At 62.3% G+C, this 24996-nt stretch carries 33 protein-coding genes and 1 pseudogene; 27 read left to right on the top strand and 7 right to left on the bottom strand.

Going from position 1 to position 24996, the window contains the following annotated elements; all coding sequences use genetic code 11:
* The 3 genes from ACS8YF_RS17525 to ACS8YF_RS17515 all read right to left on the bottom strand — a co-directional run.
* On the bottom strand, positions 1-1569 hold a 1569-nt coding region (locus tag ACS8YF_RS17525), incomplete at its 3' end, for a heavy metal translocating P-type ATPase (protein WP_440851403.1).
* A 16-nt stretch (positions 1570-1585) separates the two neighbouring features.
* Positions 1586-1885 (bottom strand): metal-sensitive transcriptional regulator, encoded by a 300-nt coding sequence (locus tag ACS8YF_RS17520; RefSeq protein WP_037341030.1) that lies wholly within the window; start codon positions 1883-1885, stop codon positions 1586-1588.
* The gene (locus ACS8YF_RS17515; RefSeq protein WP_353213531.1) at positions 1885-2085 is read right to left on the bottom strand and encodes a CopZ family metallochaperone; all 201 of its coding nucleotides are present in this window, start codon (positions 2083-2085) and stop codon (positions 1885-1887) included. The genes ACS8YF_RS17520 and ACS8YF_RS17515 overlap by 1 nt, the downstream gene beginning before the upstream one ends.
* 128 nt (positions 2086-2213) lie before the next feature.
* Between ACS8YF_RS17515 and ACS8YF_RS17510 the strand changes: the two genes are divergently transcribed.
* A complete protein-coding gene (locus ACS8YF_RS17510; protein ID WP_353213532.1) occupies positions 2214-2870 on the top strand; it encodes a DUF4396 domain-containing protein in 657 nt (218 codons plus the stop codon).
* Positions 2871-3111: 241 nt separating this feature from the next.
* Here the strand turns inward: ACS8YF_RS17510 and merR are convergent, their stop codons facing one another.
* Complete coding sequence (gene merR / locus ACS8YF_RS17505) at positions 3112-3525, bottom strand: Hg(II)-responsive transcriptional regulator (RefSeq protein WP_353213533.1); 414 nt, start codon at positions 3523-3525, stop codon at positions 3112-3114.
* Positions 3526-3601: 76 nt separating this feature from the next.
* Here merR and merA point away from each other — a divergent pair, with 76 nt between their 5' ends.
* The 24 genes from merA (at position 3602) to ACS8YF_RS17385 (ending at position 22493) form a co-directional block, all read left to right on the top strand.
* Positions 3602-5251 (top strand): mercury(II) reductase, encoded by a 1650-nt coding sequence (gene merA, locus ACS8YF_RS17500; RefSeq protein WP_353213534.1) that lies wholly within the window; start codon positions 3602-3604, stop codon positions 5249-5251.
* Positions 5252-5293: 42 nt separating this feature from the next.
* A complete protein-coding gene (locus ACS8YF_RS17495; RefSeq protein ID WP_353213535.1) occupies positions 5294-5728 on the top strand; it encodes a hypothetical protein in 435 nt (144 codons plus the stop codon).
* 105 nt (positions 5729-5833) lie between these two features.
* The gene (locus ACS8YF_RS17490; RefSeq protein ID WP_440851402.1) at positions 5834-6292 is read left to right on the top strand and encodes an FAD-dependent oxidoreductase; all 459 of its coding nucleotides are present in this window, start codon (positions 5834-5836) and stop codon (positions 6290-6292) included.
* Complete coding sequence (locus tag ACS8YF_RS17485) at positions 6196-7185, top strand: dihydrolipoyl dehydrogenase family protein (RefSeq protein ID WP_353213720.1); 990 nt, start codon at positions 6196-6198, stop codon at positions 7183-7185. Before ACS8YF_RS17490 ends, ACS8YF_RS17485 begins: the two co-directional genes overlap by 97 nt.
* A gap of 119 nt (positions 7186-7304) precedes the next feature.
* Positions 7305-7649 carry a YnfA family protein gene (locus ACS8YF_RS17480; protein ID WP_440851401.1) on the top strand — a complete coding sequence of 115 codons (345 nt, stop codon included), beginning with the start codon at positions 7305-7307 and terminating at the stop codon, positions 7647-7649.
* A gap of 373 nt (positions 7650-8022) precedes the next feature.
* Positions 8023-8415 carry a metalloregulator ArsR/SmtB family transcription factor gene (locus tag ACS8YF_RS17475; RefSeq protein ID WP_353213539.1) on the top strand — a complete coding sequence of 131 codons (393 nt, stop codon included), beginning with the start codon at positions 8023-8025 and terminating at the stop codon, positions 8413-8415.
* Between the two features lie 18 nt (positions 8416-8433).
* Entirely contained in the window at positions 8434-8850 is a 417-nt protein-coding gene (locus ACS8YF_RS17470) for an arsenate reductase ArsC (protein ID WP_353213540.1), read from the top strand.
* A gap of 107 nt (positions 8851-8957) precedes the next feature.
* A complete protein-coding gene (arsC, locus tag ACS8YF_RS17465) occupies positions 8958-9368 on the top strand; it encodes an arsenate reductase (glutaredoxin) (RefSeq protein ID WP_353213541.1) in 411 nt (136 codons plus the stop codon).
* Between the two features lie 11 nt (positions 9369-9379).
* Positions 9380-10096, top strand: coding sequence for an arsenical resistance protein ArsH (arsH, locus tag ACS8YF_RS17460; RefSeq protein ID WP_232226110.1), 717 nt, complete (start codon positions 9380-9382; stop codon positions 10094-10096).
* A gap of 26 nt (positions 10097-10122) precedes the next feature.
* Positions 10123-11430, top strand: a complete 1308-nt coding sequence (locus tag ACS8YF_RS17455; RefSeq protein ID WP_037340986.1) for an arsenic transporter — start codon at positions 10123-10125, stop codon at positions 11428-11430.
* Positions 11431-11730: 300 nt separating this feature from the next.
* Entirely contained in the window at positions 11731-12123 is a 393-nt protein-coding gene (locus tag ACS8YF_RS17450; protein WP_051883715.1) for a MerR family DNA-binding protein, read from the top strand.
* 131 nt (positions 12124-12254) lie between these two features.
* Complete coding sequence (locus ACS8YF_RS17445; RefSeq protein ID WP_037340975.1) at positions 12255-12467, top strand: heavy-metal-associated domain-containing protein; 213 nt, start codon at positions 12255-12257, stop codon at positions 12465-12467.
* Positions 12468-12470: 3 nt separating this feature from the next.
* Entirely contained in the window at positions 12471-13121 is a 651-nt protein-coding gene (locus tag ACS8YF_RS17440) for a cytochrome c biogenesis protein CcdA (RefSeq protein ID WP_037340974.1), read from the top strand.
* 33 nt (positions 13122-13154) lie between these two features.
* A complete protein-coding gene (locus ACS8YF_RS17435; protein WP_037340973.1) occupies positions 13155-15578 on the top strand; it encodes a heavy metal translocating P-type ATPase in 2424 nt (807 codons plus the stop codon).
* A 20-nt stretch (positions 15579-15598) separates the two neighbouring features.
* Positions 15599-16213, top strand: coding sequence for a class I SAM-dependent methyltransferase (locus ACS8YF_RS17430; protein WP_037340972.1), 615 nt, complete (start codon positions 15599-15601; stop codon positions 16211-16213).
* 591 nt (positions 16214-16804) lie between these two features.
* A complete protein-coding gene (locus ACS8YF_RS17425) occupies positions 16805-17245 on the top strand; it encodes a DUF411 domain-containing protein (RefSeq protein WP_353213542.1) in 441 nt (146 codons plus the stop codon).
* Between the two features lie 35 nt (positions 17246-17280).
* The gene (locus ACS8YF_RS17420) at positions 17281-17622 is read left to right on the top strand and encodes a hypothetical protein (RefSeq protein ID WP_353213543.1); all 342 of its coding nucleotides are present in this window, start codon (positions 17281-17283) and stop codon (positions 17620-17622) included.
* Positions 17615-17905, top strand: a complete 291-nt coding sequence (locus ACS8YF_RS17415; RefSeq protein WP_353213544.1) for a hypothetical protein — start codon at positions 17615-17617, stop codon at positions 17903-17905. Before ACS8YF_RS17420 ends, ACS8YF_RS17415 begins: the two co-directional genes overlap by 8 nt.
* Before the next feature lie 75 nt (positions 17906-17980).
* On the top strand, positions 17981-18616 hold the full coding sequence (locus tag ACS8YF_RS17410) for a peroxiredoxin (protein ID WP_037340965.1): 636 nt from the start codon (positions 17981-17983) through the stop codon (positions 18614-18616).
* A 152-nt stretch (positions 18617-18768) separates the two neighbouring features.
* Positions 18769-19488, top strand: coding sequence for a DsbA family protein (locus tag ACS8YF_RS17405; protein WP_353213545.1), 720 nt, complete (start codon positions 18769-18771; stop codon positions 19486-19488).
* A 24-nt stretch (positions 19489-19512) separates the two neighbouring features.
* Positions 19513-20199 carry a class I SAM-dependent methyltransferase gene (locus ACS8YF_RS17400; protein ID WP_353213546.1) on the top strand — a complete coding sequence of 229 codons (687 nt, stop codon included), beginning with the start codon at positions 19513-19515 and terminating at the stop codon, positions 20197-20199.
* Between the two features lies 1 nt (position 20200).
* Positions 20201-20986 (top strand): TVP38/TMEM64 family protein, encoded by a 786-nt coding sequence (locus tag ACS8YF_RS17395; protein ID WP_440851400.1) that lies wholly within the window; start codon positions 20201-20203, stop codon positions 20984-20986.
* Positions 20986-21327: a nitrate/nitrite transporter NrtS gene (nrtS, locus tag ACS8YF_RS17390; protein WP_353213548.1), complete on the top strand. Its 342-nt coding sequence runs from the start codon at positions 20986-20988 to the stop codon at positions 21325-21327. The genes ACS8YF_RS17395 and nrtS overlap by 1 nt, the downstream gene beginning before the upstream one ends.
* Positions 21324-22493: a protein-disulfide reductase DsbD family protein gene (locus ACS8YF_RS17385; RefSeq protein WP_353213549.1), complete on the top strand. Its 1170-nt coding sequence runs from the start codon at positions 21324-21326 to the stop codon at positions 22491-22493. The genes nrtS and ACS8YF_RS17385 overlap by 4 nt, the downstream gene beginning before the upstream one ends.
* On the opposite strand, the pseudogene ACS8YF_RS17380 reads toward ACS8YF_RS17385, so the two are convergent.
* Together ACS8YF_RS17380 and ACS8YF_RS17375 are read right to left on the bottom strand one after the other, a co-directional pair.
* Positions 22447-22628 (bottom strand): annotated as a pseudogene (locus ACS8YF_RS17380) (hypothetical protein); the annotation flags it as partial. The gene ACS8YF_RS17385 and the pseudogene ACS8YF_RS17380 sit on opposite strands and share 47 nt — an antisense overlap.
* Before the next feature lie 49 nt (positions 22629-22677).
* The gene (locus ACS8YF_RS17375; RefSeq protein ID WP_037340959.1) at positions 22678-23283 is read right to left on the bottom strand and encodes a cation transporter; all 606 of its coding nucleotides are present in this window, start codon (positions 23281-23283) and stop codon (positions 22678-22680) included.
* A gap of 107 nt (positions 23284-23390) precedes the next feature.
* On the opposite strand from ACS8YF_RS17375, the gene ACS8YF_RS17370 reads away from it, so the two are divergent.
* Together ACS8YF_RS17370 and ACS8YF_RS17365 are read left to right on the top strand one after the other, a co-directional pair.
* The gene (locus ACS8YF_RS17370) at positions 23391-23798 is read left to right on the top strand and encodes a MerR family transcriptional regulator (RefSeq protein ID WP_037341539.1); all 408 of its coding nucleotides are present in this window, start codon (positions 23391-23393) and stop codon (positions 23796-23798) included.
* A 68-nt stretch (positions 23799-23866) separates the two neighbouring features.
* The gene (locus tag ACS8YF_RS17365) at positions 23867-24145 is read left to right on the top strand and encodes a protein-disulfide reductase DsbD family protein (RefSeq protein WP_156962590.1); all 279 of its coding nucleotides are present in this window, start codon (positions 23867-23869) and stop codon (positions 24143-24145) included.
* A 135-nt stretch (positions 24146-24280) separates the two neighbouring features.
* Here ACS8YF_RS17365 and lgt read toward each other — a convergent pair whose 3' ends face one another.
* Positions 24281-24913 (bottom strand): prolipoprotein diacylglyceryl transferase, encoded by a 633-nt coding sequence (gene lgt / locus ACS8YF_RS17360; RefSeq protein ID WP_440851399.1) that lies wholly within the window; start codon positions 24911-24913, stop codon positions 24281-24283.
* Positions 24914-24996: the final 83 nt, after the last annotated feature.

Genomic DNA, 24996 nt, shown 5'->3' with positions numbered 1-24996 from the left:
GTTCGTGGTTTCCAGATCGGTGAGCGCCGGAGCACCTTCGGTCAGCGTGCCGGTCTTGTCGAGCACCACGGTATCGATACGGGCCAGTTGCTCCAACGCGGTGCCGCGACGGAACAGTACCCCCATCGAGGCGCCCTTGCCCGTCCCGACCATGATCGCAGTCGGCGTAGCCAGGCCCATGGCGCAAGGGCAGGCAATCAGCAACACCGAGACAGCAGCGACAAACGCAAGCGCGAGTGCGGATGGCGGCCCCAGAATCAGCCAGCCTACGAACGTTGCAGCCGAGACCGCCATTACGATCGGCACGAACACGCCCGCGATCTTGTCGGCCACCGCTTGGATTGCGGGTTTTTCGGCCTGGGCCTCCTCGACCATGCGAATGATGTGCGACAAGACGGTATCGCCGCCGACGCTGGTCGCCTCGAGCTCGAGTGTACCGCTCTGGTTCACGGTACCACCCACCACTTCGTCGTCCGCCTGCTTGGCGACCGGCACCGGCTCACCGGAGATCATCGACTCGTCGATATAGCTCTCGCCCGAGCGCACCGTACCATCAACCGGGACGCGCTCGCCGGGCCGCACGGATACAATATCGCCCTGGGCGACCTGGTCGAGTTCGACCTCGGTCCATTCGCCGTCGCGTTTGACGCGCGCTGTCTTGGACTGCAACTGCATCAGCCCCTGGACCGCCTGCGAAGTCCGGCCCTTGGCCACGGCTTCAAGATAGCGACCGAGCAGAATGAGCGTGACGATCATGCCGGCCGCATCGAAATAAGTGTGCGCCGTGCCGCTGGGAAAGACTTGGGGAATCACCAAGGCCACCAGCGAATAGAAGAAGGCGGCATTCGAGCCGAGCATCACCAGGCTGTTCATGCCCGGGGCGAGATGCTTCATTTCGCCCCAGCCGAGCCTATAGAAACGCCAGCCGGCATAGAACTGGACCGGCAAGGCCAGCACCAACTCGATGACGGTCCAGACGCGTGCCGGCAGCAGCCGATCCATCGCGTTCGCGATCGACGGCACGCTATGCAGCATCGCGATCGCGAACAACGGAATCGTGAAAGCCGCGGCTAGAATCAACGCTTTCTTGAGCCGATCGGCTTCGCTCGGCGAATCGTCGTCGGCTCCGGCGTTCTCGTCGAGCGCGACCGCGGAATAGCCGGCTTTTTCGACCGCCTCGAACAGCTGCGGCTGATCGACCAGGCCAGGGACGTAGGCCACGCGGGCCCGTTCTGTGGTCAGGTTCACGGTGGCCTCGAGCACACCTTCGAGCTTACTCAACTTCTTCTCGACGCGCGCTACACACGAGCCGCAGGTCATGCCGTCGACCTTGAACTCAAGCGTTTCGGTACGTGCCTCGTATCCGGCCGACGCAACTGAATCGAACAGCGCCGACACATCGTTGACGCGGGTGTCGAGCGAGACCTTGGCCCGCTCGGTCGCCAGATTGACGGAAGCGTTCTGGACGCCGTCGACCTTCTTGAGCTTCTTTTCCACACGGGCCACGCAGGCGCCGCACATCATGCCGTCGACGCCGAAATCGATCTCCCGGATCGTATCCTGGGCCATATCGGCCTCCTCCGCGTTAGCGGTATTTCAGAATATCCATGAGCTCGGCCACGATCGCTTCGTCATCGCCGCGTTCGTGGGCGGTGACCACATGGTGTTTCAGATGGCAGCGCAGGATCATGTCGCCGGTCTTGGCCAGCGCACCATTCACCGCCTTGATCTGCTTGAGCGCGTCCACGCAGTAGACATCGTCGCGTTCAAGCATGCGCAGAATGCCCTCGACATGGCCCCGAATGGATCGGAGCCGGCTGCGCGCATCGTCCCGTACAGCCGGGTCCAGAACCAGACGGGTTTCTTGCGGATCAAGGTCAGCCATTACGCGACGCGAGCCTCGTAGCCTTCTTCCTCAACCGCCGCGATCAGCGCCTTCGTGTCGGCCGTACCTTCGACCTCGGCTTCGCCTTCGTCGAGACGAACGGCCACGACCCGATCCACGCCCGGCACGTCCGACAGCGCCGTGTCGACGGCCTTGACGCAATGCTGGCAGCTCATGCCTTCGATCTTCAGCTTGGTCATAGGGACTCCACTAGTTGATCCACCCCACTAGGGGTGGGTTAGGATGTGATTGAAAATTTACTCTTCGGCTTGAACGCTGTCAACGACCGAGCAGCGGCGCCGGCCGACTCGCAATCAAGGACTGCGCTATGGAAACACTTGAAATCATTGCCTGGATCTTCGTGCTCTTGGGCGTGGCAACGGGGTTGGCGATACTACGCGACGTAATACGTCATCCCCAGCCGATGCAGATCATGAACGTGACGTGGCCCGTCAATGGCCTGTTCACACCGGTATTCGGCTGGTGGGTCTACAAGAAACTCGGTCGACCCGACGCCGAGGCTGGCGGTCATGTCGATAAACCACACTGGCAGAGTACGCTGGTCGGCGTGACCCACTGCGCGGGCGGTTGCGTACTCGGCGACTCGATTGCGGCGCCGCTCGTAACGGTGGCCGGTTTCACCGTATTCGGCGTGCTGCTGCTCGGCCATTTTGTGGGCGAATTTGTCGCCGCCTATCTATTCGGCATCGCCTTCCAGATGCTGCCGATGATGGCGATGGGCGAGAGCAACCCGTTCCGGGCGTTCATCAACGCCATCAAGGCCGATACGCTGTCGCTGGTCGCTTTCGAGATCGGCATGTTCGGCTTCATCGCACTGTCGTTTCTGGTGCTCTTGCCGCACGAGCCGGAAGTTACCTCGCCCGTTTTCTGGTTTATGATGCAGATCGCGATGATCATCGGTTTCGCGACGGCTTACCCCGCAAACTGGTGGCTGATCAAGCGCGGCATCAAGCACGGCATGTAGGGGGCTAAGATCGGTCGCCCGGCCGGGCGGGCGCCCCTGCTATTTAGCATCGGAATACATGGGTTGGTATATCGGGCTGAAGGTGGAAACACAGCCCGGCACTCGCTTCGGTTATTGCCTGCCGCCAGAAGGATCGGGCCGGACTCATTGTCCGGCCCATTTTCAGCGATATTGAAACGCAGCGTCACCGCCCCAGAGGCGAAATAAGCAGGTAACTCCTCGGTAACAAACGAGTCGTACGCTACGTTTTCGCTCCCCTGCCCCCGCCCTGTAGCGCCGCGATCAAAGGACAGGACACCGCGTCTTGCTGCGCTTGGCAGGCCTCAAGCAATGAAGACAGCGCCGTTTCGATTCGTGCCAAGTCTGTCATTTTGTCGCGTACTTCCCACAGTTTATGCTCGGCAAGAACGCTGGCCTCCTGGCATTGGACGCCGTCGTTGAGCTGCAGGAGTTGCGCGACTTCGGCCAGACTGAAACCGAGCCGCTGCGCCGATTTCACGAACCGCACCCGCGTGACATGCGCTTCGCCATACCGGCGGATCCCGCCATACGGTTTCGCCGGTTCGGCCAACAGGCCGCGACGTTGATAAAACCGAATGGTCTCGACGTTGACCCCGGCGGTTTGGGCCAGAGTGCCAATGGACAGCGTTTCCATATTACTTGACTCCGTACCGAGCTACGGCAATACGGTCACGCTATCACGTCAACGACCGGATTCATCGGAACGCGTCATGCAACGCACCTTCGCCATCACCGGCATGACCTGCGAGCACTGCGCCCGCACGGTCGAGACTACCCTCAATGAACTACCCGGCGTGCGCGCCGAGGTGTCTTATCCTGCGTACCGCGCCCAGGTCGAACTGGCCGACGGTACGGACGAGGCCGCGCTGATCGAGGCAGTCCGCGCCAAAGGCTACGACGCCCGGACGCTGGATGACGACCAAGCCCCCGCCGAGCCCGCCACGGCAGTGGACGGCGACGGAGAGGGCCTGCGTATCGCCATCATCGGCAGCGGCGGCGGCGCGTTCGCCGCCGCCATCCGCGCCGCCGAGGCCGGCGCCCAAGTCACGATGATCGAGTCCGGCGACATCATCGGCGGCACCTGCGTCAACGTGGGTTGTGTGCCCTCCAAGATCCAGATCCGGGCCGCCCAGCTAACCCAGAACCAGCGTGAAAACCCTTTCGACGGGCTGGCCAATCACACGCCGGCGATCGACCGGCCGCGGATCGCGGCGCAGCAGTACAGCCGGGTTGCCGAGCTGCGCCAGGCCAAATACCAGAAGATCCTGGACGACAACCCGGGCATCGACATGCGCCGCGGTCGCGCCCGCTTCGAGGATGCCAATAGCCTACTCGTTGAACTGCAGGGCGGCGGGCAGGAGCGAATCGCCGCCGATCGCGTGCTGATCGCCACCGGCGCCTCACCCATGATCCCGCCGATCCCGGGGCTTGCGGACACGCCCTACTGGACCTCGGACGAGGCGGTGTTCAGCGACGAGACGCCCAAACACCTGCTGGTCATCGGCGCCTCGGTAGTGGCGGTCGAGCAGGCCCAGGCGTTTCGCCGACTCGGATCGAAGGTGACGATTCTGGCCCGCAGCACGCTGCTGTCGAGCGAGGACCCGGGCCTGGGCGCGGGTCTCACCGACGCCTTCCGGGCCGAGGGCATCGACGTGCGCGAGCACACCCAGGCCAGCGCGGTCCGTTACGAGTCGGGCCAGTTCGTCCTCGAGACCCAGAACGGCCCGATTCATGGCGACCGGCTGCTCATGGCCGCCGGGCGCGCCCCGAACACGCGTGATCTCGGCCTGGAACAGATCGGCGTCGAGACCGACAAGCGCGGTGGCGTCAAAGTGGACGCGCACCTGCGCACCCGCATCGAGCACATCTACGCCACCGGCGACTGTACCGGCCTACCGCAGCTCGTCTACGTGGCCGCCGCCGGCGGCACCCGCGCGGCGGTGAACATGACCGGCGGCGAGGCCACGCTGGATTTGTCCGCCATGCCGGCGGTCATCTTCACTGAGCCGCAGGTGGCGACCGCCGGGCTGGACGAGCAGCAGGCACGTGAACGCGGCATCGCGACTGAAACCCGTACGCTCGGCCTGGAGAACGTACCCCGCGCCCTGGCCAACTTCGAGACCCGGGGTTTCGTGAAGCTGATCGCTGAGGCGGGCAGCCACCGCCTGATCGGCGCGCAGATTCTCGCCCCCGAGGCCGGCGAGATGATCCAGACCGCGGTGCTTGCCATCCATACCGGCATGACCGTCGAGGCCCTGGGGGACTTGTTGTTCCCGTATCTGGTGCACGTGGAAGCCCTCAAGCTCTGCGCGCAGACGTTTACCAAAAACGTCGAGCAGCTGTCGTGCTGCGCCGGCTGAGTCCCATCCGTCCCATCGACACAACTCTCGAGAGGCAATCGCATGAGCTTTGGACGTCAATCATTCGGTCTCGTGGGCTCGCTATTCGTCAGCGCCTGCTGTCTGGGCGCCGGTCCGATCCTCGCCGCCCTGGCGGCGGCCTTCGGTTTCAGCGCTTTTCACTCCGTTCTCAATATCTATGTATTGGGTCCACTGATGACGGTCTCAGTGCTCTGGATGGTGTGGAACCTGGGGATTCAGGGCCGCGCGTTAGCCGGCGCCGTCTCGCGCTACGCCCCCTTCTGGATAGGCCTGGCGGGCGGCGCGCTGGCGTGGGTGGGCGTGATTCTGCCGCATGTGCTCATGGGCACACGGCCGGCCGGAACCGCCCTGATTATTGTCGGCATGGCCCTGTTGGTGGGTGCGTCGGTCTGGAGTCTGATGGATCAACGCCGCCGCTATTCCAAGGCGAACTCCTCGGTTCACTCGAACGTCTGATGTGTCAGCTTCGATAGTCGAATTCGCTGAATCGCTCATTAAAGCAGTCGCCGGTTCCCAAGCAACGTGAACCCTCGATTTAGCCCACTTCAAGAGGCCCCAATCATGGCTCAATCATTCGATCTCATCGCAATCGGCGTCGGCATGGCGGCCGTCAGCGCGGCTCACAAATGCGCCGCCGCGGGCTGGTCCGTGGCGGTCGTGGATGAATTGCCGTACGGCGGCACCTGCGCATTGCGCGGCTGCGACCCCAAGAAGATTCTGCGCCGTGGCGCGGAGATTATCGATGCCGCGCAATTGATGCAAGGCAAAGGGATCGAAGAGCATGGCTTGAGAATAAACTGGTCCGATCTGGTCGCACACAAGCGCAGTTTTACCGAGAAGATGCCGGATACCATCGAGAACGGGCTAGAAAAAACGGGATCACGACGCTTCATGGAGCCGCGCGCTTTGTCGATAACCATACGATCGAGGTCGAGGGCGAACGCTTTCCCAGCCGCTATGTCCTGGTGGCGACCGGTGCCCTACCACGCTCTATGGATATCCCCGGAGCCGAACACCTGATCGACAATGCGCAGTTCATGGCGCTCGAAGAGCTGCCGGACCGCCTGCTGTTCGTCGGCGGCGGCTATATTTCCTTCGAATTCGCCCACATGGCGGCGCGTGCGGGCGCTCATACCACGATCATCAATCGTGGCGATCGGCCCCTGAAAGCGTTCGATCCCGATCTGGTGGACCAACTGGTGGCGCGTAGTACCACGGCGGGCATCGATTTCCGGCCCAGTACGACGCTGAAATCGATTGAGAAAACCCCGGATGGCTTCGTTGTTGTCGGCGAGCAGAATGGCAAACCGCAGCAATGGACCGTCGACCGCGTCGTGCATGGCGCGGGCCGCGCGCCGGCGATCGAGGCGCTTGATCCGGCGGCCGCCCATATCGAGGCGGGCCAACGCGGTGTGGTGGTCAACGACTATTTGCAAAGCGTTTCCAACCCCGCCGTCTATGCCGCGGGCGACGCTGCCGACACGACCGGCCTGCCGCTGACGCCAGTCGCGGTGTTCGAGGGTAAAGTCGCGGCCTCCAATATGCTGAAGGGCAACCATAAAACCCCGGACTATCGCGGCGTGCCCAGTGTGGTGTTTACCGTGCCCGCGCTCGGCCGCGTGGGGATGCTTGAGTCAGAGGCCCGAGACGCCGGCCATGATGTCAACGTCAAGTTCACCGATACCAGCGGCTGGTTTTCCAACCTGCGTATCGGCGAGCCGTATGCGGCAGTCAAGATTATTGTCGACAACGCGAGCGATGAGATCTTGGGCGCCCATCTGTTCGGGCCCGGCTACGCGGAATTGATCAATATATTCGCACTCGCGATCAAGCTGGGTCTCAAAGTTTCCGATTTGAAGACGATGGTGCCGGCCTACCCGACTGTCGGTTCCGATTTGGGCGCGATGCTTTGAATGTCATCGCGTTTGGCGTACCGGTGCTTGCCGGACCGGTGGCACGGCGGGTGCGTCGTAGGTGCGGAAATGTTGGTCCGTGTCGCCCCCCTGAATGCCGGCCCGGATAGGATGCGATGATGATCCGATTTTATGCCGTCAGCACGGCCATTTATCTGGCCGCCGCCCTGGCCGAGATCGCCGGTTGTTTTGCGTTCTGGGCGTGGCTGCGTCAGGACAAGAGCGCGGGATGGCTTATTCCCGGATTGCTGTCGCTCACACTGTTCGCGTATCTACTGACCCGTATCGACGTGAACGCCGCCGGCCGGGCCTATGCCGCCTATGGCGGGTTGTATATCGTCACGTCGCTGGCTTGGCTTTGGCTGGCCGAAGGGATACGCCCCAACGGCCGGGATGCGGCGGGCGCTGGTCTGGCGATCGCGGGCGCGCTGGTTATCTTGGTCGGCACGCAAATGACGCGGTGACTATACGTTCGCTGCGCGCAGCCAAACAGTGGTATCGCGGCCACTCACGAAGCGAAAAATCCTAAGCCTCGTCTCCGGCCGCTACCGGGGCAGAATTTTCCCACTTGACCCGTTTGGCTCTCTCGCCCGGGTAGCCGTCAACAGCTAAGCGCCTATCGGGCACTTCTTCTGCATGCGTATTGTGACATGCGCTTGTTCGTATATAATGATTTCAGCATATACGGATAAGCATATTTATGCGTGCCGGCGAACGACGCTTCTATAACGTGCTGTTCATGAGCCTACCGATCGCGTCGCGCGATCGACTCACGCTGCAACGAGACGCCGATGCCATCGGCCGCGATATATCGGTTGCCAGTTCGGAGCCCGAAACATGAGCGGCGCTCCGGCTCGACACGTTGACCCCGAAACCCCGTCGTCCCGGCCCGAAGATTTCTTCCAGGCATTGGCGGATAGCACGCGCCTACGCTGCGTCGTGTTGATTGCCGCGCACGATGAACTGTGTGTCTGTGAGTTGGTGCACGCGCTCGACCTGTCGCAACCGAAAATCTCGCGTCACCTGAAACTGCTGCGCGACGCCGGCGTCGTGGACGATCGCCGCGAGCGTATCTGGGTGCATTACCGCCTCGCCAAGAACCTGCCCGCCTGGGCGCGACAAGTGATTCAGGCGACGGTGGAGGTAAACGTCAAGTTGTCGCCCTTCGCCGACGACGCGATGCAACTGGCGACGATGCCGGACCGCCCCGGCGAACGCTGCGCCAACTGATGGCCCAAGGATTTTGTAATGAATATTCTCTATGTCTGTACCGGCAACAGTTGCCGCTCGCAAATCGCCGAAGGATGGACTCGCCACTTGGGCGGTGACCGCGTATCCGTGCGCTCGGCTGGGCTCGAAGCCCACGGCATCAATCCCAACGCGGTGGCGACCATGCAGGCGGTCGGCATTGATATCTCTCAGCAACCGTCGTCGGTTCTCAACGACGCCGATATCGAATGGGCGGACGTGGTGGTGACCGTTTGCGGCCATGCCGACGAACACTGCCCTGTGCTGCCGACCGGTACACATAAAATCCACTGGTCGTTTGAAGATCCGGCCCGCGTCAGTGGCAGCGCGCAGGAAATCGCGAACGCCTTCGCCACGACCCGAGACGCCATGCGTGTTCACGTGGAACGACTGCTTGGCGAACCGGCACTCCACTGATCTGATGAGGCTGCGGCCCCTTTTGTGGCGGCTGACCAGGCCGCTGAAACCCTTTGCCTGATTCGCCGACCTGCTACGAGTGGCAGCCCGACTGAGGACGATATCTCATGCGACCTTTGATCTATCACAACCCCGAATGCGGCACATCGCGCAATACGCTGGCCATGATCGAGGCGTCCGGCGAGACGCCGGAAATCATCGAGTATCTGAAAAATCCACCGTCGCGTGAGCGCCTGACGGCATTGCTTGACGAGATGGCGATGCCACCGCGTGACCTGTTGCGCCGCAAGGGCACGCCCTATGACGAACTGGGTCTGGACGATCCCGCGCTGACTAACGATCAACTGATCGACGCCATGCTGACGCATCCGATCCTGATCAACCGGCCGATCGTGGTGACTGACAAAGGCGTGCGCCTGTGCCGGCCTTCCGAGCGTGTGCTGGATCTCCTGGACGAGCCGATCGCGACGTTCACCAAGGAAGACGGCGAAGTCGTCACGTATTCGAAGGCGATCTGATGGCGCATCGCATGAATTTTCACGACCTGCCCCACATCGATCCAGAGTCGCTACAGCCAATCGATATCGATACGTTGGTTGGCCCGAATAACTCGCGGCATGCGCCGCGCATTCTCATTCTTTACGGCTCCCTTCGGTCGCGATCCTATTCGCGCTTTCTCGCCGAGGAAGCCGCGCGCCTGCTGCGCTGGTTTGGCTGCGAGGTCCAGCTATTCGACCCGTCGGGTCTGCCGCTGCCCGACGATGCCGAGGCGGATCACCCGCGCGTGCAGGTGTTACGCGAACTGGCCACCTGGTCTGAGGGCATGGTGTGGATCAGTCCTGAGCGCCACGGTGCGATGACCGGCATCATGAAGGCTCAGATCGACTGGATTCCGCTGTCGCTGGGCGGCGTGCGCCCGACCCAGGGCAAAACGCTGGCCGTGATGGAAGTCTCCGGCGGCAGCCAGAGCTTCAACGCGGTCAATCAACTGCGCGTGCTGGGTCGCTGGATGCGCATGGTCACGATTCCGAACCAGTCCTCGGTGCCCAAGGCGTTCGGCGAGTTCGACGACAACGGCCGCATGAAGGATTCGCCGCTGTATCGGCGCGTGGTCGACGTCTGCGAGGAACTCGCGAAGTTCACCTGGCTGATGCGTGATCGAGCTGAGTATCTGACCGATCGCTATTCCGAGCGCGTCGAAAGCGCCGAAGAAACCTCCCGCCGGGTCAATCAAGTCGCGCACTAAGCGACACCGCGACCAAGGAGCCGTTTATGCTGGCGCTGGCTATCTTCGTCGTCACGCTCGTGCTCGTCATCTGGCAACCGAAAAACCTCGGCATCGGCTGGAGCGCGCTGGGCGGCGCGGCCATCGCGCTTGCCACCGGCGTGGTGCAGTTCTCCGATGTGGCGGTTGTCTGGAATATCGTCTGGGATGCCACCTTCACTTTCGTCGCGCTGATCATCATCTCGCTGATCCTCGACGAGGCGGGCTTTTTCTCCTGGGCGGCGCTGCACATCGCGCGCTGGGGCAACGGGCGCGGACATCTGCTGTTCCCACTGATCGTGCTGCTCGGCGCCGTCATCGCCGCATTTTTTGCGAACGATGGCGCGGCCCTGCTGCTCACGCCGATCGTGATCGCCATTCTGGTTCGGCTCGAGTTCTCCGCCTCGGCGGCGCTGGCCTTCATCATCGCGACCGGCTTCATCGCCGACACCGCCAGCCTGCCGCTGATAATCTCGAACCTGGTCAACATCGTCTCGGCCAACTTCTTCGACGTCTCGTTCGATCGTTATGCCGCGGTCATGGTGCCGGTCGATCTGGTCTCGATCGCCACGACGCTGGCGGTGCTCTGGCTGTATTTCGGCCGACGCATTCCGCGCCGCTACCCGGTGGATGCATTGGACAAGCCCGCGAGCGCGATCGTCGACCCTTATGTGTTCCGTGCGGCGCTGCCGGTGCTGGCCGTGCTGCTGGTCGCGTATTTCGTACTCGCTCGCTGGCACGTGCCGTTCTGTGTCGTCACAGGGGCCGGCGCGTTGGTTTTGCTGGGGCTGGCCGGCCGCTGGTGGCGCGGTGGGCGAGGTGCCGTTCTGCCGCTCGGCCCGGTCCTGCGCAATGCGCCCTGGCAGATCGTGCTGTTCTCGATCGGCATGTATCTGGTGGTCTACGGCCTGGGCCAGGCCGGGCTGACCCATTACGGCGCGACCGTACTCGAATGGCTGGGCCAGCAGGGCCCGTTCGTCGCCACGCTCGGGACCGGCTTTATCGCCGCACTCGTGGCCTCGGTGATGAACAACATGCCCTCGACGCTGGTCGGCGCGCTGGCCATCAAGCAGGCGCAGGTACCCGAATTGACCCACGAACTGATGATCTACGCGAACGTGATCGGCAACGACCTGGGGCCGAAATTCACGCCCATTGGCAGCTTGGCCACGCTGCTTTGGTTGCATGTCCTGGCCGGCAAAGGATATCGCATCGGCTGGGGCCAGTACATGAAGGTCGGTCTGGTGCTGACGCCGCCGGTACTGCTGGCCACACTGATCACGCTGGCGATCTGGTTGCCGCTCATCTCGATGTAGATTGACCATTTGTGCTGCGAGCAAGTGTTCGGCCTTGCGATGGGTACGAGCGCGATACGGTCGCGTTCGGCTGTGTAAGGCTCAGTTCGCCCGGTCGCATGCCTGCTGACTGATTAATCATCCCTTGGCCGGCACGTTGGGCTCGGTGTTCGGTCCGCGCCCCACATTGCTGATACTCGGCGCCATTGCCTCGATTGCTTGGGCTTTGACCCGCAGTTATGGCGGTATGAATACAAGCGCAACCTGATATGCCACAACTGCCCCGAACCCACTTTCCGATGAATTCGAGGATCCCATTCTATGCCCAGCATCGGTGAAACTGCCCAGCAGACCGGCCTATCCGTCGATACGTTGCGCTATTACGAGAAAATTGGGCTCATGCCGCGGATCGCGCGGGATAATCGCGGGCGACGACGCTATGAATCGCGCGATCTAGCGCGGCTGCGTTTCATCCGGCGCGCCCAGCGTTGCGGTTTCTCGCTGGATGAAATCCGGATATTGCTCGAATCGCGAAGCTGTCGTGAGGCCGCCCAGCCGGAGGTCGCACGGCTGACCGAACAGAAACTGCAAGAGATTCAGGCCCGCATGGCCGATCTCGATCGGCTGCAACAGGAACTCGGGCAATTGCTGCAGTTGTGCCGGGGCAGCGATCAAGGCTGTCCGATTATCGACGGCTTGGATACGTCCGAGTGAACGCGTTCGGCGCCCGGCCCGGCCGCTTAAATAAATTCTTGACCTGGAGTCGACTCCAGGGTCTACGCTCATGTGAAATGCAAACAGGGTCTAAGCCGACGCGGCGAACCCCTTAATCACAGGAGCGTTCCATGCAAACAACGACGCTGACCGTCGACGGCATGCACTGCCAAGGCTGCGTGCAGATCGTACAGAACGTAATCGAGCAGCAAACCGGCGTCAAAGGCTGTTCCGTGTCATTGGCTGACAAGCAGGCACGTATCGCCCATGACGCCGAAACAGTGTCTTCCGAGGCGCTGGCCCAGGCCGTGCAGGACGCCGGCTATGCCGCCGCGCCGGCATAAGCCTTGGAGATCGCACAGGCTGGAGCGCTGGCTGCCGGCCTTGGGCTCCTGGCTTTCGTGGAGCCGTGCTCGGTCGGCAGCCACCTGCTGTTTTTGAAGTTCCTGGACCGGCTGCCGGAGCACCAGCGTTTGTACCAGACGCTGGTCTTCACCTTGGCCCGGGCCGGACTGATGGCGGGGCTCGGCGTGCTAGCGGCCGTGATCGGCGCCCGATTCATGGGTATCCAGCACGGCTTGTGGATGGTGCTGGGCAGCTTGTATGTCGCGCTCGGGCTGGCCTATCTGGCCGGCGGCGCGCCGTGGCTGATTCGCCAGAGCGATCGCTTGTTGCCTCGCGTACCGGCGACTTCCGGCGGCGCCGCGCTCGGTGTTTTGTTTGGATTCAACATCCCGGCCTGCGCGGCGCCACTGCTCGCAGTATTGCTCGGCGGCGCGGCCGCCCAGGCCGCGGCCGGCGGCGGTGTGGCCTATGGCGGTGTATCCCTGCTGATTTTTGGGCTGGCCCTGTCCAGCCCGCTCGTGCTGGCGGTGTTCACCCAGCGCGGGCGGCGGCTGTTGAATGCGATCGCCCGTTTTGCCGCCCGCATGCCGCGCGTCACTGGCGCGGTGCTGGTGCTACTGGGTTTCTGGTCGATCGGGCTGGCTTTTTATTGACCGAACATCCCCGCCTCAACCCGGAGTATTGTCATGAATGATGCCACCGTTAACTCCGACGACTTCCATCCCTGGAGCGAAGAAGCTACCGGCGACTCGAATATCCGCCGCGTGCGTGCCCATATCGGCGGCATGCACTGCTCGCTGTGCACCGGCACTATCGAGCGCGCGCTGGGCGCCAAACCCGGCGTGCAGCGGGTGGCGGTCAGTCTGACCCATGAGCAGGCGCTGGTGGAATACGACGGCGGCGAGACCGACGCCGCCACCCTGATGGGCACGCTCCAGCAGATCGGCTATACCCTGAGCGATCCGCGCAAGGTCGAACCCTTCGAGCGCCAGGAACAGGCGCTGGCCATCGAGCGTAACCGCTTTGTGGCGGCGCTGGCCATGAGCCTGGCCGCGGTCGGGCTGATTGTGGATACTGCCAGCGCCTGGACCCTGGGTTTGTCGGCGCTGGTTTATGTCAGCCTGGTCGGCTTCGGCTATGCCGTGCTGCGCGGGCGCGGGCCGGCCATCGCGCTGACCGGCAGCGCCGGCCTGGCCGCCGGCGGGCTGACCCTGTTCGGGCTGCGCGCGAGCGGCGTGCTGGCCGGCACCGAGCCGCTGCTGGTCGGCGCGCTGGCGCTGGCCATGATGTTCGGGTTGGCCCGGCACATGGGCGTCATGGCCTTCCAGGCGCTACGTCGCGGCATCCTCAATCAGCACGTGCTGGTCGAGATCGGCGCCTTCGCCGGCCTAATCGGCGGCGCGATCGGCCTGGCGGCACAACCCGCGGGCTATCCGACGGCGGCGTTTTTCGCGGTGTCGGTGATGGTGCTGACCTATCACTTATTTTCCGAATGGCTGTCGCTAATCGTCAAGACGCGCAGCGCGCAGTCGGTCAAGCGGCTGCTGGATCTGCAGCCGGAGACCGCGCATGTGGTCACCGACGGCGACGAACAGGATCTGCCCGTCGAGCAGATCACGGCGGGCATGCAGGTGCGGGTGCGTCCGGGTGAGAGTATTCCGGTTGACGGCGAGATCGTCGGCGGCCATTCGGCGGTGGACGAAGCGCTGATTACCGGCGAGCCGCTGCCGGTGGAAAAGACCGCCGGCGATAGCGTTGTCGGCGGCGCCATCAACGGCACCGGCACCCTGCTGATCCGGGTCACGGCGGTCGGCGACGAGAGCTTTCTGCATCAGGTGATTTCCAGCGTGGAAGACGCCCGTGCGCTCAAGCCCGGCCTACTGCACATCGTCGATCGCGTGTTGCAGGTCTACACGCCGACCGTGCTGACGATCTCGGCGCTCGCGTTCGCCGCCTGGACCCTCGGTCCGGTGTTGCTCGGCGGCGACCCCGAATATCAGCGGGCGGTGTTCGCCGCGCTGACGGTGCTGGTGATGGGCTATCCCTGTGCGGTCGGCATCTCCGCGCCGCTGTCGATCGTGCGCGGCGCCGGCGAGGCGGCCGACAAGGGCGTGCTAATGCGCACCGGCGAGGCCTTCCAGGCGCTGCGCAAGATCGACACCGTAGTCTTCGACAAGACCGGGACCCTGACCGAAGGCCGGCCGGCGGTGCGCCATATCGAAAGCCTGGATGACGACGAGGACGCTTTGTTGGCCCTGACCGCGGCCGTCGAGGCCGCTTCCGAGCACCCGCTGGGCCGCGCCGTGGTCGAGGCCGCACTCGATCATGGTCTGGATTTCCCCGAGGTGGCCGATTTTCAGGCCGAGTCGGGACGCGGGGTGACGGCGCGGATCAATGGCGACGACATCCGGGTGGGCAGCCCCGCCTTCCTGAGCTCGGCGGGGCTGACGCTCGACGCCTTGAACGACCACATCGAAGCCTCGGAACAACAGGGTCATACGGTGATTGTCGTGGCGCGCGGCGAGCACTTGCTCGGCGCGATTGCGCTGGGCGATGCCTTGCGCGCCGATACCGTCGACACCGTGGCCCGGCTGCACGAGCTCGGCATCCGCACGGCGATGTTCACCGGCGACAACGAACGCACCGCCCGCCATATCGCCGAGCGTGCCGGCATCAACGAGGTCCACGCGAATGTGCTGCCGGCCGACAAAGCCGAGCGGCTGCGCGCCATGCAGCGCGACGCGCGGATCGCCATGGTCGGCGACGGCATCAACGACGCCCCCGCGCTGATGCAGGCCGATATCGGCATCGCCATGGGCTCGGGCGCCGACATCGCCATCGATGCCGCCGATATCATCATCCTCAACGGCCAGGTCGGCGCCGTGATCACGGCGTGGGAAATCAGCCGTTGGGGCTATCGCAAGATGCTGCAGAATGTGGGACTGGCCTTTGCCTTCAACGGCATCGGTATTCCGCTGGCCGCGACCGGCCTGATCTATCCGGTGTGGGCCATGGTCGCGATGGCGGCGAGCGTGACCGCCATCTTTGTCAACTCGCTGTGGCAGCGGCCGGCGATGTTTTTCGATACTGTGGCGAGCGTGGGCGAGTAGCGAATACATGAGTATGAACGATGGGACTCTATAACGACGTAGTTCTGCCACGGCTTTGTCACCTGGCCATGCGCAATCGCCACCTCGTACCGTATCGTCGGCGCGTGTTGGCCGGCGCGCAAGGCGAGGTGCTGGAAATCGGCATCGGCTCCGGCCTCAATCTGCCGTTTTACGGGCCACACGTCCGCGGCATTCACGGTCTGGAGCCGTCACCGCAATTGGTCCGCCTCGCGGAGCGCGCGGCCGGGCGCTCGAACCGGCCGGTTTCGCTGATCGAGGGTTCGGCGGAAGCCATTCCGTTCGATGACAAGAGCCTCGACACGATCGTGACGACCTGGACGCTGTGCAGCATCCCGCATGCGGATCGGGCGCTCGCACAAATGCGTCGTGTGCTCAAGCCTGGCGGTCGGCTTCTGTTCGTCGAACACGGATTGGGGCCCGAAGAGGCCGTGAGAAAATGGCAGCACCGTTTGACCCCGGTATGGTCAAAGGTCAGCGGCGGCTGTCATCTGAACCGTCCGATTCAAGCACTGATCGAACACGCAGGCTTCGACGTGGCGCGGCTCGAGACCGGTTATATGAAAGGCCCCAAAACGATGGCCTTCATCTACGAGGGCGACGCCCGACCGATATGACGCACGCTGAAAACTATTTTTGACGCTTTACACGCTTTTACCTTGTCATCGTCATAAAGAGCGCCTATATTATAAGTCTTATGAAGCGGCTTGTTCCTTCCATCCTGATCACGCTGTTGATCTTAGCCAGCGTGCTGGCCAGTCCAGCCGTCATGGCGTGGTCGATGCCGTCTTCATCAAGTCCGTCAACGGCGTGCGCGCTATGTCAGGCCGATCCTGCGAGCCAACAGCACGCGCCGCCCGCGACCACGACCTGCGTTCTCGCCATGTGCAGCATGACGGCTGACACAAACGATACCGCAGCCGCGCTCGTGTTGCCCCCGAGGGCCATCCCCGGCTTTCATCTGCGCGCCCATCTGGGCCGAATGCTGTCGGGCCCCGACCCCTTCCCTCCGCGTTTCATCCGCGTTTGACCTGATCGGCGCTTACCGCGCCTCACGTCCGGATTTCACTGAAGTTCTGCCGACCTGTACGGGTCGGCCGGCCTAACCGCCGTCGCGTTGCGTAATGCACGTACGTTGCATACGCAGCATGCGGCTCGGCCGCGTCATCCGGACGCTTTGTATTCAAGTCACGTGGAGTTACATCTGGATGAAACAATCTCTCAACCGCGCCGTGGCGATATTCTCGCTCATGGTCTTCGCGTTGGCGTTTGCCGGCACGGCAGTCGCCGCGCCGGTGGCCGCAACGCTGTACCACAACCCGGGTTGTCAGTGCTGCGAGCAATACGCCTCTTATCTCGACCAGAAGGGATACGGCGTCAAGGTCGTCGATACCGACGATATGGCCGCCCTCAACCAGAAGCACGGCGTACCGCCCGAGCTGTCGTCCTGCCACACGATGGTGATCGGCGACTATGTCGTCGTCGGCCATGTGCCGGAGCCGGCCATCGCCAAGCTGCTGCGCGAGCAGCCCGATATCAAAGGCATATCGCTGCCCGGCATGCCGGCCGGCTCGCCCGGCATGAAAGGTGAGAAACAAGGGCCGTTCGTCGTTCGCACACTGAGCGGCGATGTGTACGGCACGTACTGAGCCGTGGTTAATACCCATTACAAGGAGTCCCTGTTATGAGCTGCTCTAAAAACCAAACCACGGGTTCCGGCCCGCAAGTCAAACCGCGGCATCCGGCGCTGCACTGGCTCAAGCGTCAGCGTCTGATGGTCGGCGGTCTCGCGATCGTTGGTCTCGGGCTGGCGTTCGGCTGGAACGGGCTGGCGGCCGCCGGCGTTCTACCCATTCTGCTCAGCACGCTGCCGTGCCTGATCATGGTGGGCATCTGTATGAAAAGCATGCAGTCCTGTTCGAAAAAAGCACAGAAGTCCGAAGCGGCCGACGCCCCAGCCAGCGATTCTCCGGCGCTCCTGCCGGGACCTTCCCCCCAACGTATCGAGGAACAAGACCATGCGTAAGACCCTGAAAGCCTTCACCGCAGCCACCTTCATCGCGGCTTCGGCCGCCATCGCAACCGCCTCATTCGCCGCCACGTCGAGTGATAACGACTCGGGCGCGGGTGAAATGGGGCAGATGATGAAAAATAAAGATCATAAGAGTCAGGGCATGATGGGCAACGGCCAAATGCCCATGATGCAGATGATGACCGAAATGAACCAGATGATGAGCAACTGCAACAAGATGATGGAGGCCCAGATGAAAAAATCCGATAGCCAGAGCGGCAGCGCCGACAAAGGCTGATTCGGGCCTTTAACAGCAGCCACTCGTTATGAGTGGCTGCTTTTTACCGATTATTTTAGATTTGAGGAGCAAACGATGAGTTTACGACTAGGCGATACCGCCCCGAACTTCACGGCCGACACCACCGAAGGCCGGATCGATTTTCATGAGTGGCTCGGCGACGGCTGGGGCATGCTGATGTCGCATCCGGCCGATTTCACGCCGGTCTGCACGACCGAGCTGGGCGCGGTCGGCGGTCTCAAGGAAAAGTTCGCCCAACGCAACGTGAAAGCCATCGTGGTTTCGGTGGATTCGGTGGACGATCACAAGCGCTGGTCGTCGGATATCGAGGAGACCCAGGGTCAGGCCGTGAATTTCCCGATCATCGGCGATTCCGACCGCAAGGTCGCGGAACTTTACGACATGATCCACCCGAACGCCGGCGATACGTCGACGGTGCGCAGCGTGTTCATCATCGATTCCAACAACAAGATCCGCATGACGCTGACCTATCCGAAAAGCGCCGGGCGCAACTTCGACGAGATCCTGCGAGTGATCGATTCGCTGCAGTTGACCGACAACTACAAGGTGACCACGCCGGCGAACTGGCAGGACGGCGACGATGTGATCGTCTCGCCCGCGCTGTCCGACGAGCAGGCCAAGGAGCTGTTCCCGGCCGGCTGGAACGAACTCAAGCCCTATCTGCGCATGACCAAGCAGCCGAACAAGTAACGCCGATCCAACCTCACAGCCCCGGACACCCCATGTCCGGGGCTGTGTTCGAGGGCGTTATCGACCCCTTTTGAAACGATGTCGAGGGCTGGGCCAGTCGAGCACTGGCTGGCCGCGACACCCTTTCTTTCCTCACAGCGCGATAAACCAGCATGAAGAGAACTGACAAAGCGCCAAGCAGCCTGTTCGGGATTCTGTTCATCCCCGCCGTGATTGCCGGCGTACTGATTATCGCCGCGATCATGCTGATTAGCTTCCGGGGCGGCTCGAAAGCTTCGACCGACTCCGACAATCCGCGCAAGCTCGATCAGAGCACAATGACCGCATTCAGAACACAGTATGACGCGCTCGGCGTGGCGGTCGGCCACGACAACGCGCCCATCACCATCCGCGAGTTCGGCGATTACCAGTGCCCCGCCTGCGGCGCCTTCGCACCCACCGCGCGGCGCATTCGTCAGGACTGGGTCCAGTCCGGCAAGGCGCGGTTCATATTCTTTGATTTTCCCTTACCCATGCACGCCCACGCGCAGCAGGCGGCGGAAGCCGCGCGCTGCGCGGCGCGCCAGGACAAATTCTGGCCGTACCACGACCGCCTGTACGAAACGCAGGACCAATGGGCCGCCACGGACGATGCGACGTCTAATTTTCTCGATATCGCCGTCGAAACCGGTCTTGACGCCGACAAGCTCGAGCAGTGCCTGAAACACAATAAAACCGACGCCGTTATCGCCAAGGAAAAAAATGCCGGCAAAGCGATCCGTCTGCGCGCCACGCCCACCGTGATCGTGGGGAATACCTTGTTTTCGGGGGTGGTGAGTTTCGATCGGATTCAACAGGCGATGGCGGAACAAAGCTCGTCCGGCCGCGACTGAATGGATAGGGTGCGCTTGTGATCGATGCACAAACCCAATAACAAGACCGGCAATAACAAGACAGGCTGGCGCCGCATGCCCACGAACAACCCGCACGTTCGTATCGCCCAGGAATACGCCGGCCTCACGAATACTTACGACAGCCGGTGGTCGTTCTACGTTGACGCCACCGCACGCGCCACCGTGGCGCGCCTGCCGCTATGTGACTCCGACCGGCTGCTCGATATCGGTTGTGGCACGGGCGTGCTGCTGCGTCGTTTATCAGCCATTCACCCAGCGGCCCGGCTGACGGGCGTCGACCCGGTGCCCGAGATGCTGGCGATCGCGCGTCGCCGGCTCCCGTCCGCCGTCGAACTGCAGCGTGGATGGGCCGAGACACTGCCGTTTGCCGATCGGCAGTTCGATGTCGTCGTGTCCTGCAACATGTTCCATTACATCGCCGAGCCCGATACCGCGCTGCGGGAAATAAAACGGGTTTTGCGGCCCGACGGCCGGCTCGTCATCACCGATTGGTGCGGTGATTATCTGATGTGTCGCGTTCTGGATGCCTACCAGCGCCTGTTCGGACGGGCGCATGGCCGGGTGTATCGGACGCGAGAATGCGCAGCGTTGGTTGAACAAGCCGGTTACGCGACAGTGGACACCGAGCGCTACAAGATCGACTGGCGATGGGGCCTCATGACCGCCCGGTTTACGGCAATCTCGGACTGACATGGAGATGACTTCCGGCACACTGCTGGTTTGTATCGCACTCGCCCTGATCGGTCTGACCTTGTTGATCCTGGCGTCGTGCGGATTACTGTACGCCGCGAAAAACGGCCGGCGCGGGTCTCTCTTGGCGGGCGGGCTCGTCCTGACCGTCGTCCTGTTGGGCATCGACATCATCATTCTGTGGTGTCTTATCGAGTACAGCCTGGCTGGCGTCAATTTCAGTATCGACGGTCTGCCGGCGCTGATGGCACAGGCCGGCCTCTGGGCGCCGCTGGCTTCCATCGCCCTGATGGCGGCGCATTCCTTCGTGCCTTTTCCGGCCGAGGTGATCGCCGTCGCCAATGGTGTCGTATTCGGCCCCTGGCTGGGCGTGCTGATCACTTGGTCGGGCGCCATGATCGGCGCGCTGCTGAGCTATGAAATAGCGCGCGCACTGGGCCCAGCCGCACGAACCCGATTGGTGCCGAGGCGATACCGCGCACGGCTGGATGCCTTCACGATCCATATTGGCGTTGCGCCCCTGCTGGTAGCGCGCCTGCTTCCGATCGTTTCATTCAACCTAATCAATTACGCCGCTGGTCTGGCTGGTGTGCCCCGCCTGACATTCGCCTGGACAACCGGCCTGGGCATCCTGCCATTGACCGTGATCAGTGTCTTGCTGGGCAGTCATGCGTTAAGACTACCGGTGTATGTCTGGATTGTCGTCGGGTTCGGCGCACTGCTTTTTCTATTGGCGACGCGCGCCGTCCGGCGTGGCCTCGTCGGCACCCATCAACGGAAACATTGATGGCCCGCTTAGCACAGATTTGCCGGTGTTGTGTCGCCGACGGTGTGCCGCGCCGGTCTTTTGTCGTGGCGCTGATCGTGGGAACAGTCCTCAACTTGATCAATCAAGGCGATGCGCTGCTCAGCGGGCAACACCTCAATCTCGTGAAACTGCTGCTCACCTACGTTGTGCCTTATGGCGTCGCCACGTACGGGGCCGTGTCCTTTCGCTTGACGGCAATGAAAGCGGATACTTTTCGGCCCGAGTCCAGCGTCACCGGGTCGGATAACACGAGTTTCCACCGACAACGAAACGCTTCGCAACCGGGGCCGGACGATTCGACAGGAAAATACGGACCATGATTCTTGGGCCGTATCTGCTGATCGCGATCGCCGCCGGTGTCTTGCTCAATCTGACGCCGTGCGTGCTGCCTGCCTTGCCGATCAAACTGCGCAGCATCGCCCGCGTGGTCGGTAGCGGTGCGCGGCAGCGCCTGCTCGCGGCCACCGCGCTGCTCGCCGGTACGCTGACGTTTTTCGGCGGCCTCGCCCTGGCGACCGCTTGGCTGCACTGGACCTGGGGCACGCTGTTCCAGGCGTTCTGGTTTCGGGCGGTACTCGCTTTCGTGCTGGCGGGCCTCGGTGTCTACAGCCTGGCGGGCCGCGGTCTGCAGCCACCGCAGTGGTTTTATCGGATACAGGCCAACGGCTACGCCGAGCCGTATCTGGCCGGCCTGCTGTCAGCCATCCTCTCGGCGCCCTGTACCGGCCCTTTCCTCGGCGGCGTCATGGCGTTCGCGCTGACGCAGGCGCCCAGCACCATCCTGGCGCTGTTCCTGGCCGTCGGCGTGGGTCTGGCCTTGCCCTATCTCGTGCTGTTGGCGCGCCCCGGCTTGCTGAACCGGATACCCCGCAGCGGACCATGGCTCTCGCGCATACAACAGGTTCTGGGGCTGGTACTGCTGGCGGGCGCGGTATTCTTCGCCACCACCGTCGTGGCCCCACGATTCGGCACACTCCTGTGGAGCGGCTGGCTCGGCGCGCTGACCTTCTGGCTGTTGCGCGCGTTATGGGTTGGGCCGGGGCTCGGCGCGAGGATGGTACCGGCGCTGGTTCTGGCAATCGTCGCCGTGAGCGCCGCCGCGATCGAGATCAACCAGGGTAATGCCGCCGAGCATGGCCTACCGTGGCAACCGCTGACCGAGCGTGCGCTGGCGGCCGCGCGCGTTGACCACCGCCCGGTATTGATCGAGTTCACCGCCGACTGGTGCATCAACTGCAAGGTTCTGGAACAGACCGTTTACTCCAACGAGACAATCGTTCGTGCGGTCACAACCACGGACATGCAGGTTCTCCAGGCCGATCTGACCCGGCCCGATGCGCGCCTCAATGCTTACCTACGCGCGTTCGGCGGGGCCGGCCTACCGTTCGCCGTGATATTAACTCCCGATGGCACAATCCATCGGCGGCTACCGGATCTGTTCACCGTCGGAACTCTAAAGACGGCCATCGAAACCAGCGTGAACTAGTACCCTCGTCTATGGGGTCAATTTGAAAGCGACTGTTATCTGCCACCGGCTCACCTTCTTGCTCATCGAGATACTCCTGAATCATTTCATTCGTAAGATTGCCCGAACTCACGCCAAGTAGCCTCGGGCCATCAATACGATGTTGGCCAGATCGCCCACGGCGCTTCCTTGAAAACGCGCCCGTTTACTTCGCAGTCTTTTTTTCTTCGCGTGCCTCGCGCACGATGCCGATCGCCTCCTTGATAATGTAGAGACCAAGCGCGGTGCCAATGATCAGATCAGGTGCGGCATTGTTCAGAACCAGCACCAGCACGCCGGACAGGATCACCGCCACATTGGCAATTACATCGACCCGGGTGAATAGCCAGGTCGCCCGCAGATGCACCTCGCCATGGCGAAAACGCCCCAGCAACCGGAGAACGATGGTATTGACGGTGAGGGACACAAAAGCGATCCCGATCATCCAAGAGCCCTCGGGCTCGCTGCCTATGACCGCACGCCATACGACACCGGCCAGCACGACTAAACCCAGCAGCAATAGCATCGACCCGCTCAATTGACCCGCAGAGGCCTTGAAACGTGCACTGCGTGTCACTGCGGCCAAGCCGATCGCATAGGCACTGGCGTCCGCCAGCATATCCAACGAATCGGCGACCAGCCCCATGGACTGGGCGATAAGGCCGACCGTGATGCCGACCACGAACATCGTGGCGTTGAGCGCCAGGGCGATCCGTAGGATTCGGCGCTCGGCCTCGTTGCTCGCTTCGACGTGACAGCCGCAATCGCTCATTTCATGTCCTCTTCTTCGCAAACATCGGCGCAGTCGAGTATCGACTGTGATTTCTGTACCATGATCCTAGAACCTCTAGTCACTAGAGGGTCAAGCGTGAGGTACTTATGACGCAATCCGATCTGCGTATTGGCGATCTGGCTCGACGCACGGGCGTAGGCGCGGCCACGATCCGTTACTACGGCGATGTAGGCCTGCTACCGGAAGCTGGTCGCGGCGCGGGCGGCCATCGCTACTACGGCCCGTCACATGTCGAACGGCTCACGTTCATCAAGCGCTGCCGGGAACTGGGATTCAGCCAAGACGATGTACGCGCGCTGCTGACACAGGCGGATCAGAGTGACGCCTCCTGTGAAGACGTGGCCCAACTCGCGAAAAAGCATCTTGAAGCCGTGCGTAACAAGCTTGCGACCTTGCAGGCGTTGGAAAACTCATTGGAGGATATGATCCATGCCTGCCATGGGGGGCGGATCGAAGATTGCCGCATCGTCAAGGCCTTGGCGGATCACCCCTAGCGTTGCCGATACACTGCGGACAAGTGTCATGGCTTACGATTTTTCCGCGAGTTGACCGCATTGAGGCCATGACAAATTTCCAGCATTTTCTGTCCTGCGCCCAGAGTGCTGCCGTTGCCATGCGCGTGCACTACCCGGCCGGGCGTTTGATCAAGGTCGGGCTGGACCAGCCGATCCGGGTCTATTCCGGGCGGCCGATCCTCACCGCGGCCCTATCCAGGTCATCGACCAACAATCCATTGCAGGTCAGCGCCCGCGTGCCGGCATGTAATAATTCGGGCCGATGTCTTGTCCCATCGACCCTGTCGACCCGGCTAACCGATACGGCGCATTTGGCTTCTCCCTAGCGGACTCGCTAAGATGCGATCCGTCGTAGCGTTCGAGCCCCATTGCAGTTTTTCGGTGTGATTGCCGGAAGACCGACGGCCAAATCAAACCGGATTTGGCAGCCGCAGAGCAAGCATGTAGCCATGCGCGTGCGTTCAGCTATGGTGCTGTGATCGAGCATCCCGCGCATCAGATCCAGATAAGGTCGTTCCAGAACGCTCATACCTTCGGCCGCGCCGCGTATAAGCCCATACCAGAATAAGAATGCCAGCGGCGATCATGGGCGCGGAGTAGATTTGTCCCATCGTCATCCAGCCGAAGGCAACGAAGCCCAGGAACGGGTCCGGCTGGCGAAAGAATTCGGCGATAAAACGAAAACAGCCGTAGCCGAGCAGGAACAACCCCGATACCGCCATCCGCGGACGCGGCTTGGCCGCGTAGAACCAGAGGATCGCAAACAGCAAAAGCCCTTCGAGCGCGGCCTCGTACAATTCGGAGGGATGGCGCGGCTGCATGTCGACGTGCGGATAGATCATCGCCCAGGGCACGTGCGTCACCCGGCCGACCAACTCGCCGTTGATGAAATTCCCGATCCGGCCGAAGAACAGCCCGATGGGCACCATCGGCGCCACGAAGTCCGTAATCTCGAAAAAATGCCGGCCTGTTTTCCGGGCAAACCAAGCCGCGGCGGCGAATACCCCAAGCATACCACCGTGAAACGACATGCCCCCGTCCCAAACATAGAATATATGCAGCGGATGGGTGAAGAAAAACCCCGGCTGGTACAAAACGACACTTGATTAGTTCGCAAACTCAGCTTGCCTCAATTGGGTTTCGGTACAAGGGGTTGTGCGAGCAGCGGCTTTCGCCA

Origin of the sequence: Salinisphaera sp. SWV1 (genome assembly GCF_052044155.1) — a bacterium.
Classification (GTDB): Bacteria; Pseudomonadota; Gammaproteobacteria; order Nevskiales; family Salinisphaeraceae; genus Salinisphaera.
This window is presented reverse-complemented; position numbering and strand designations above follow the sequence as displayed.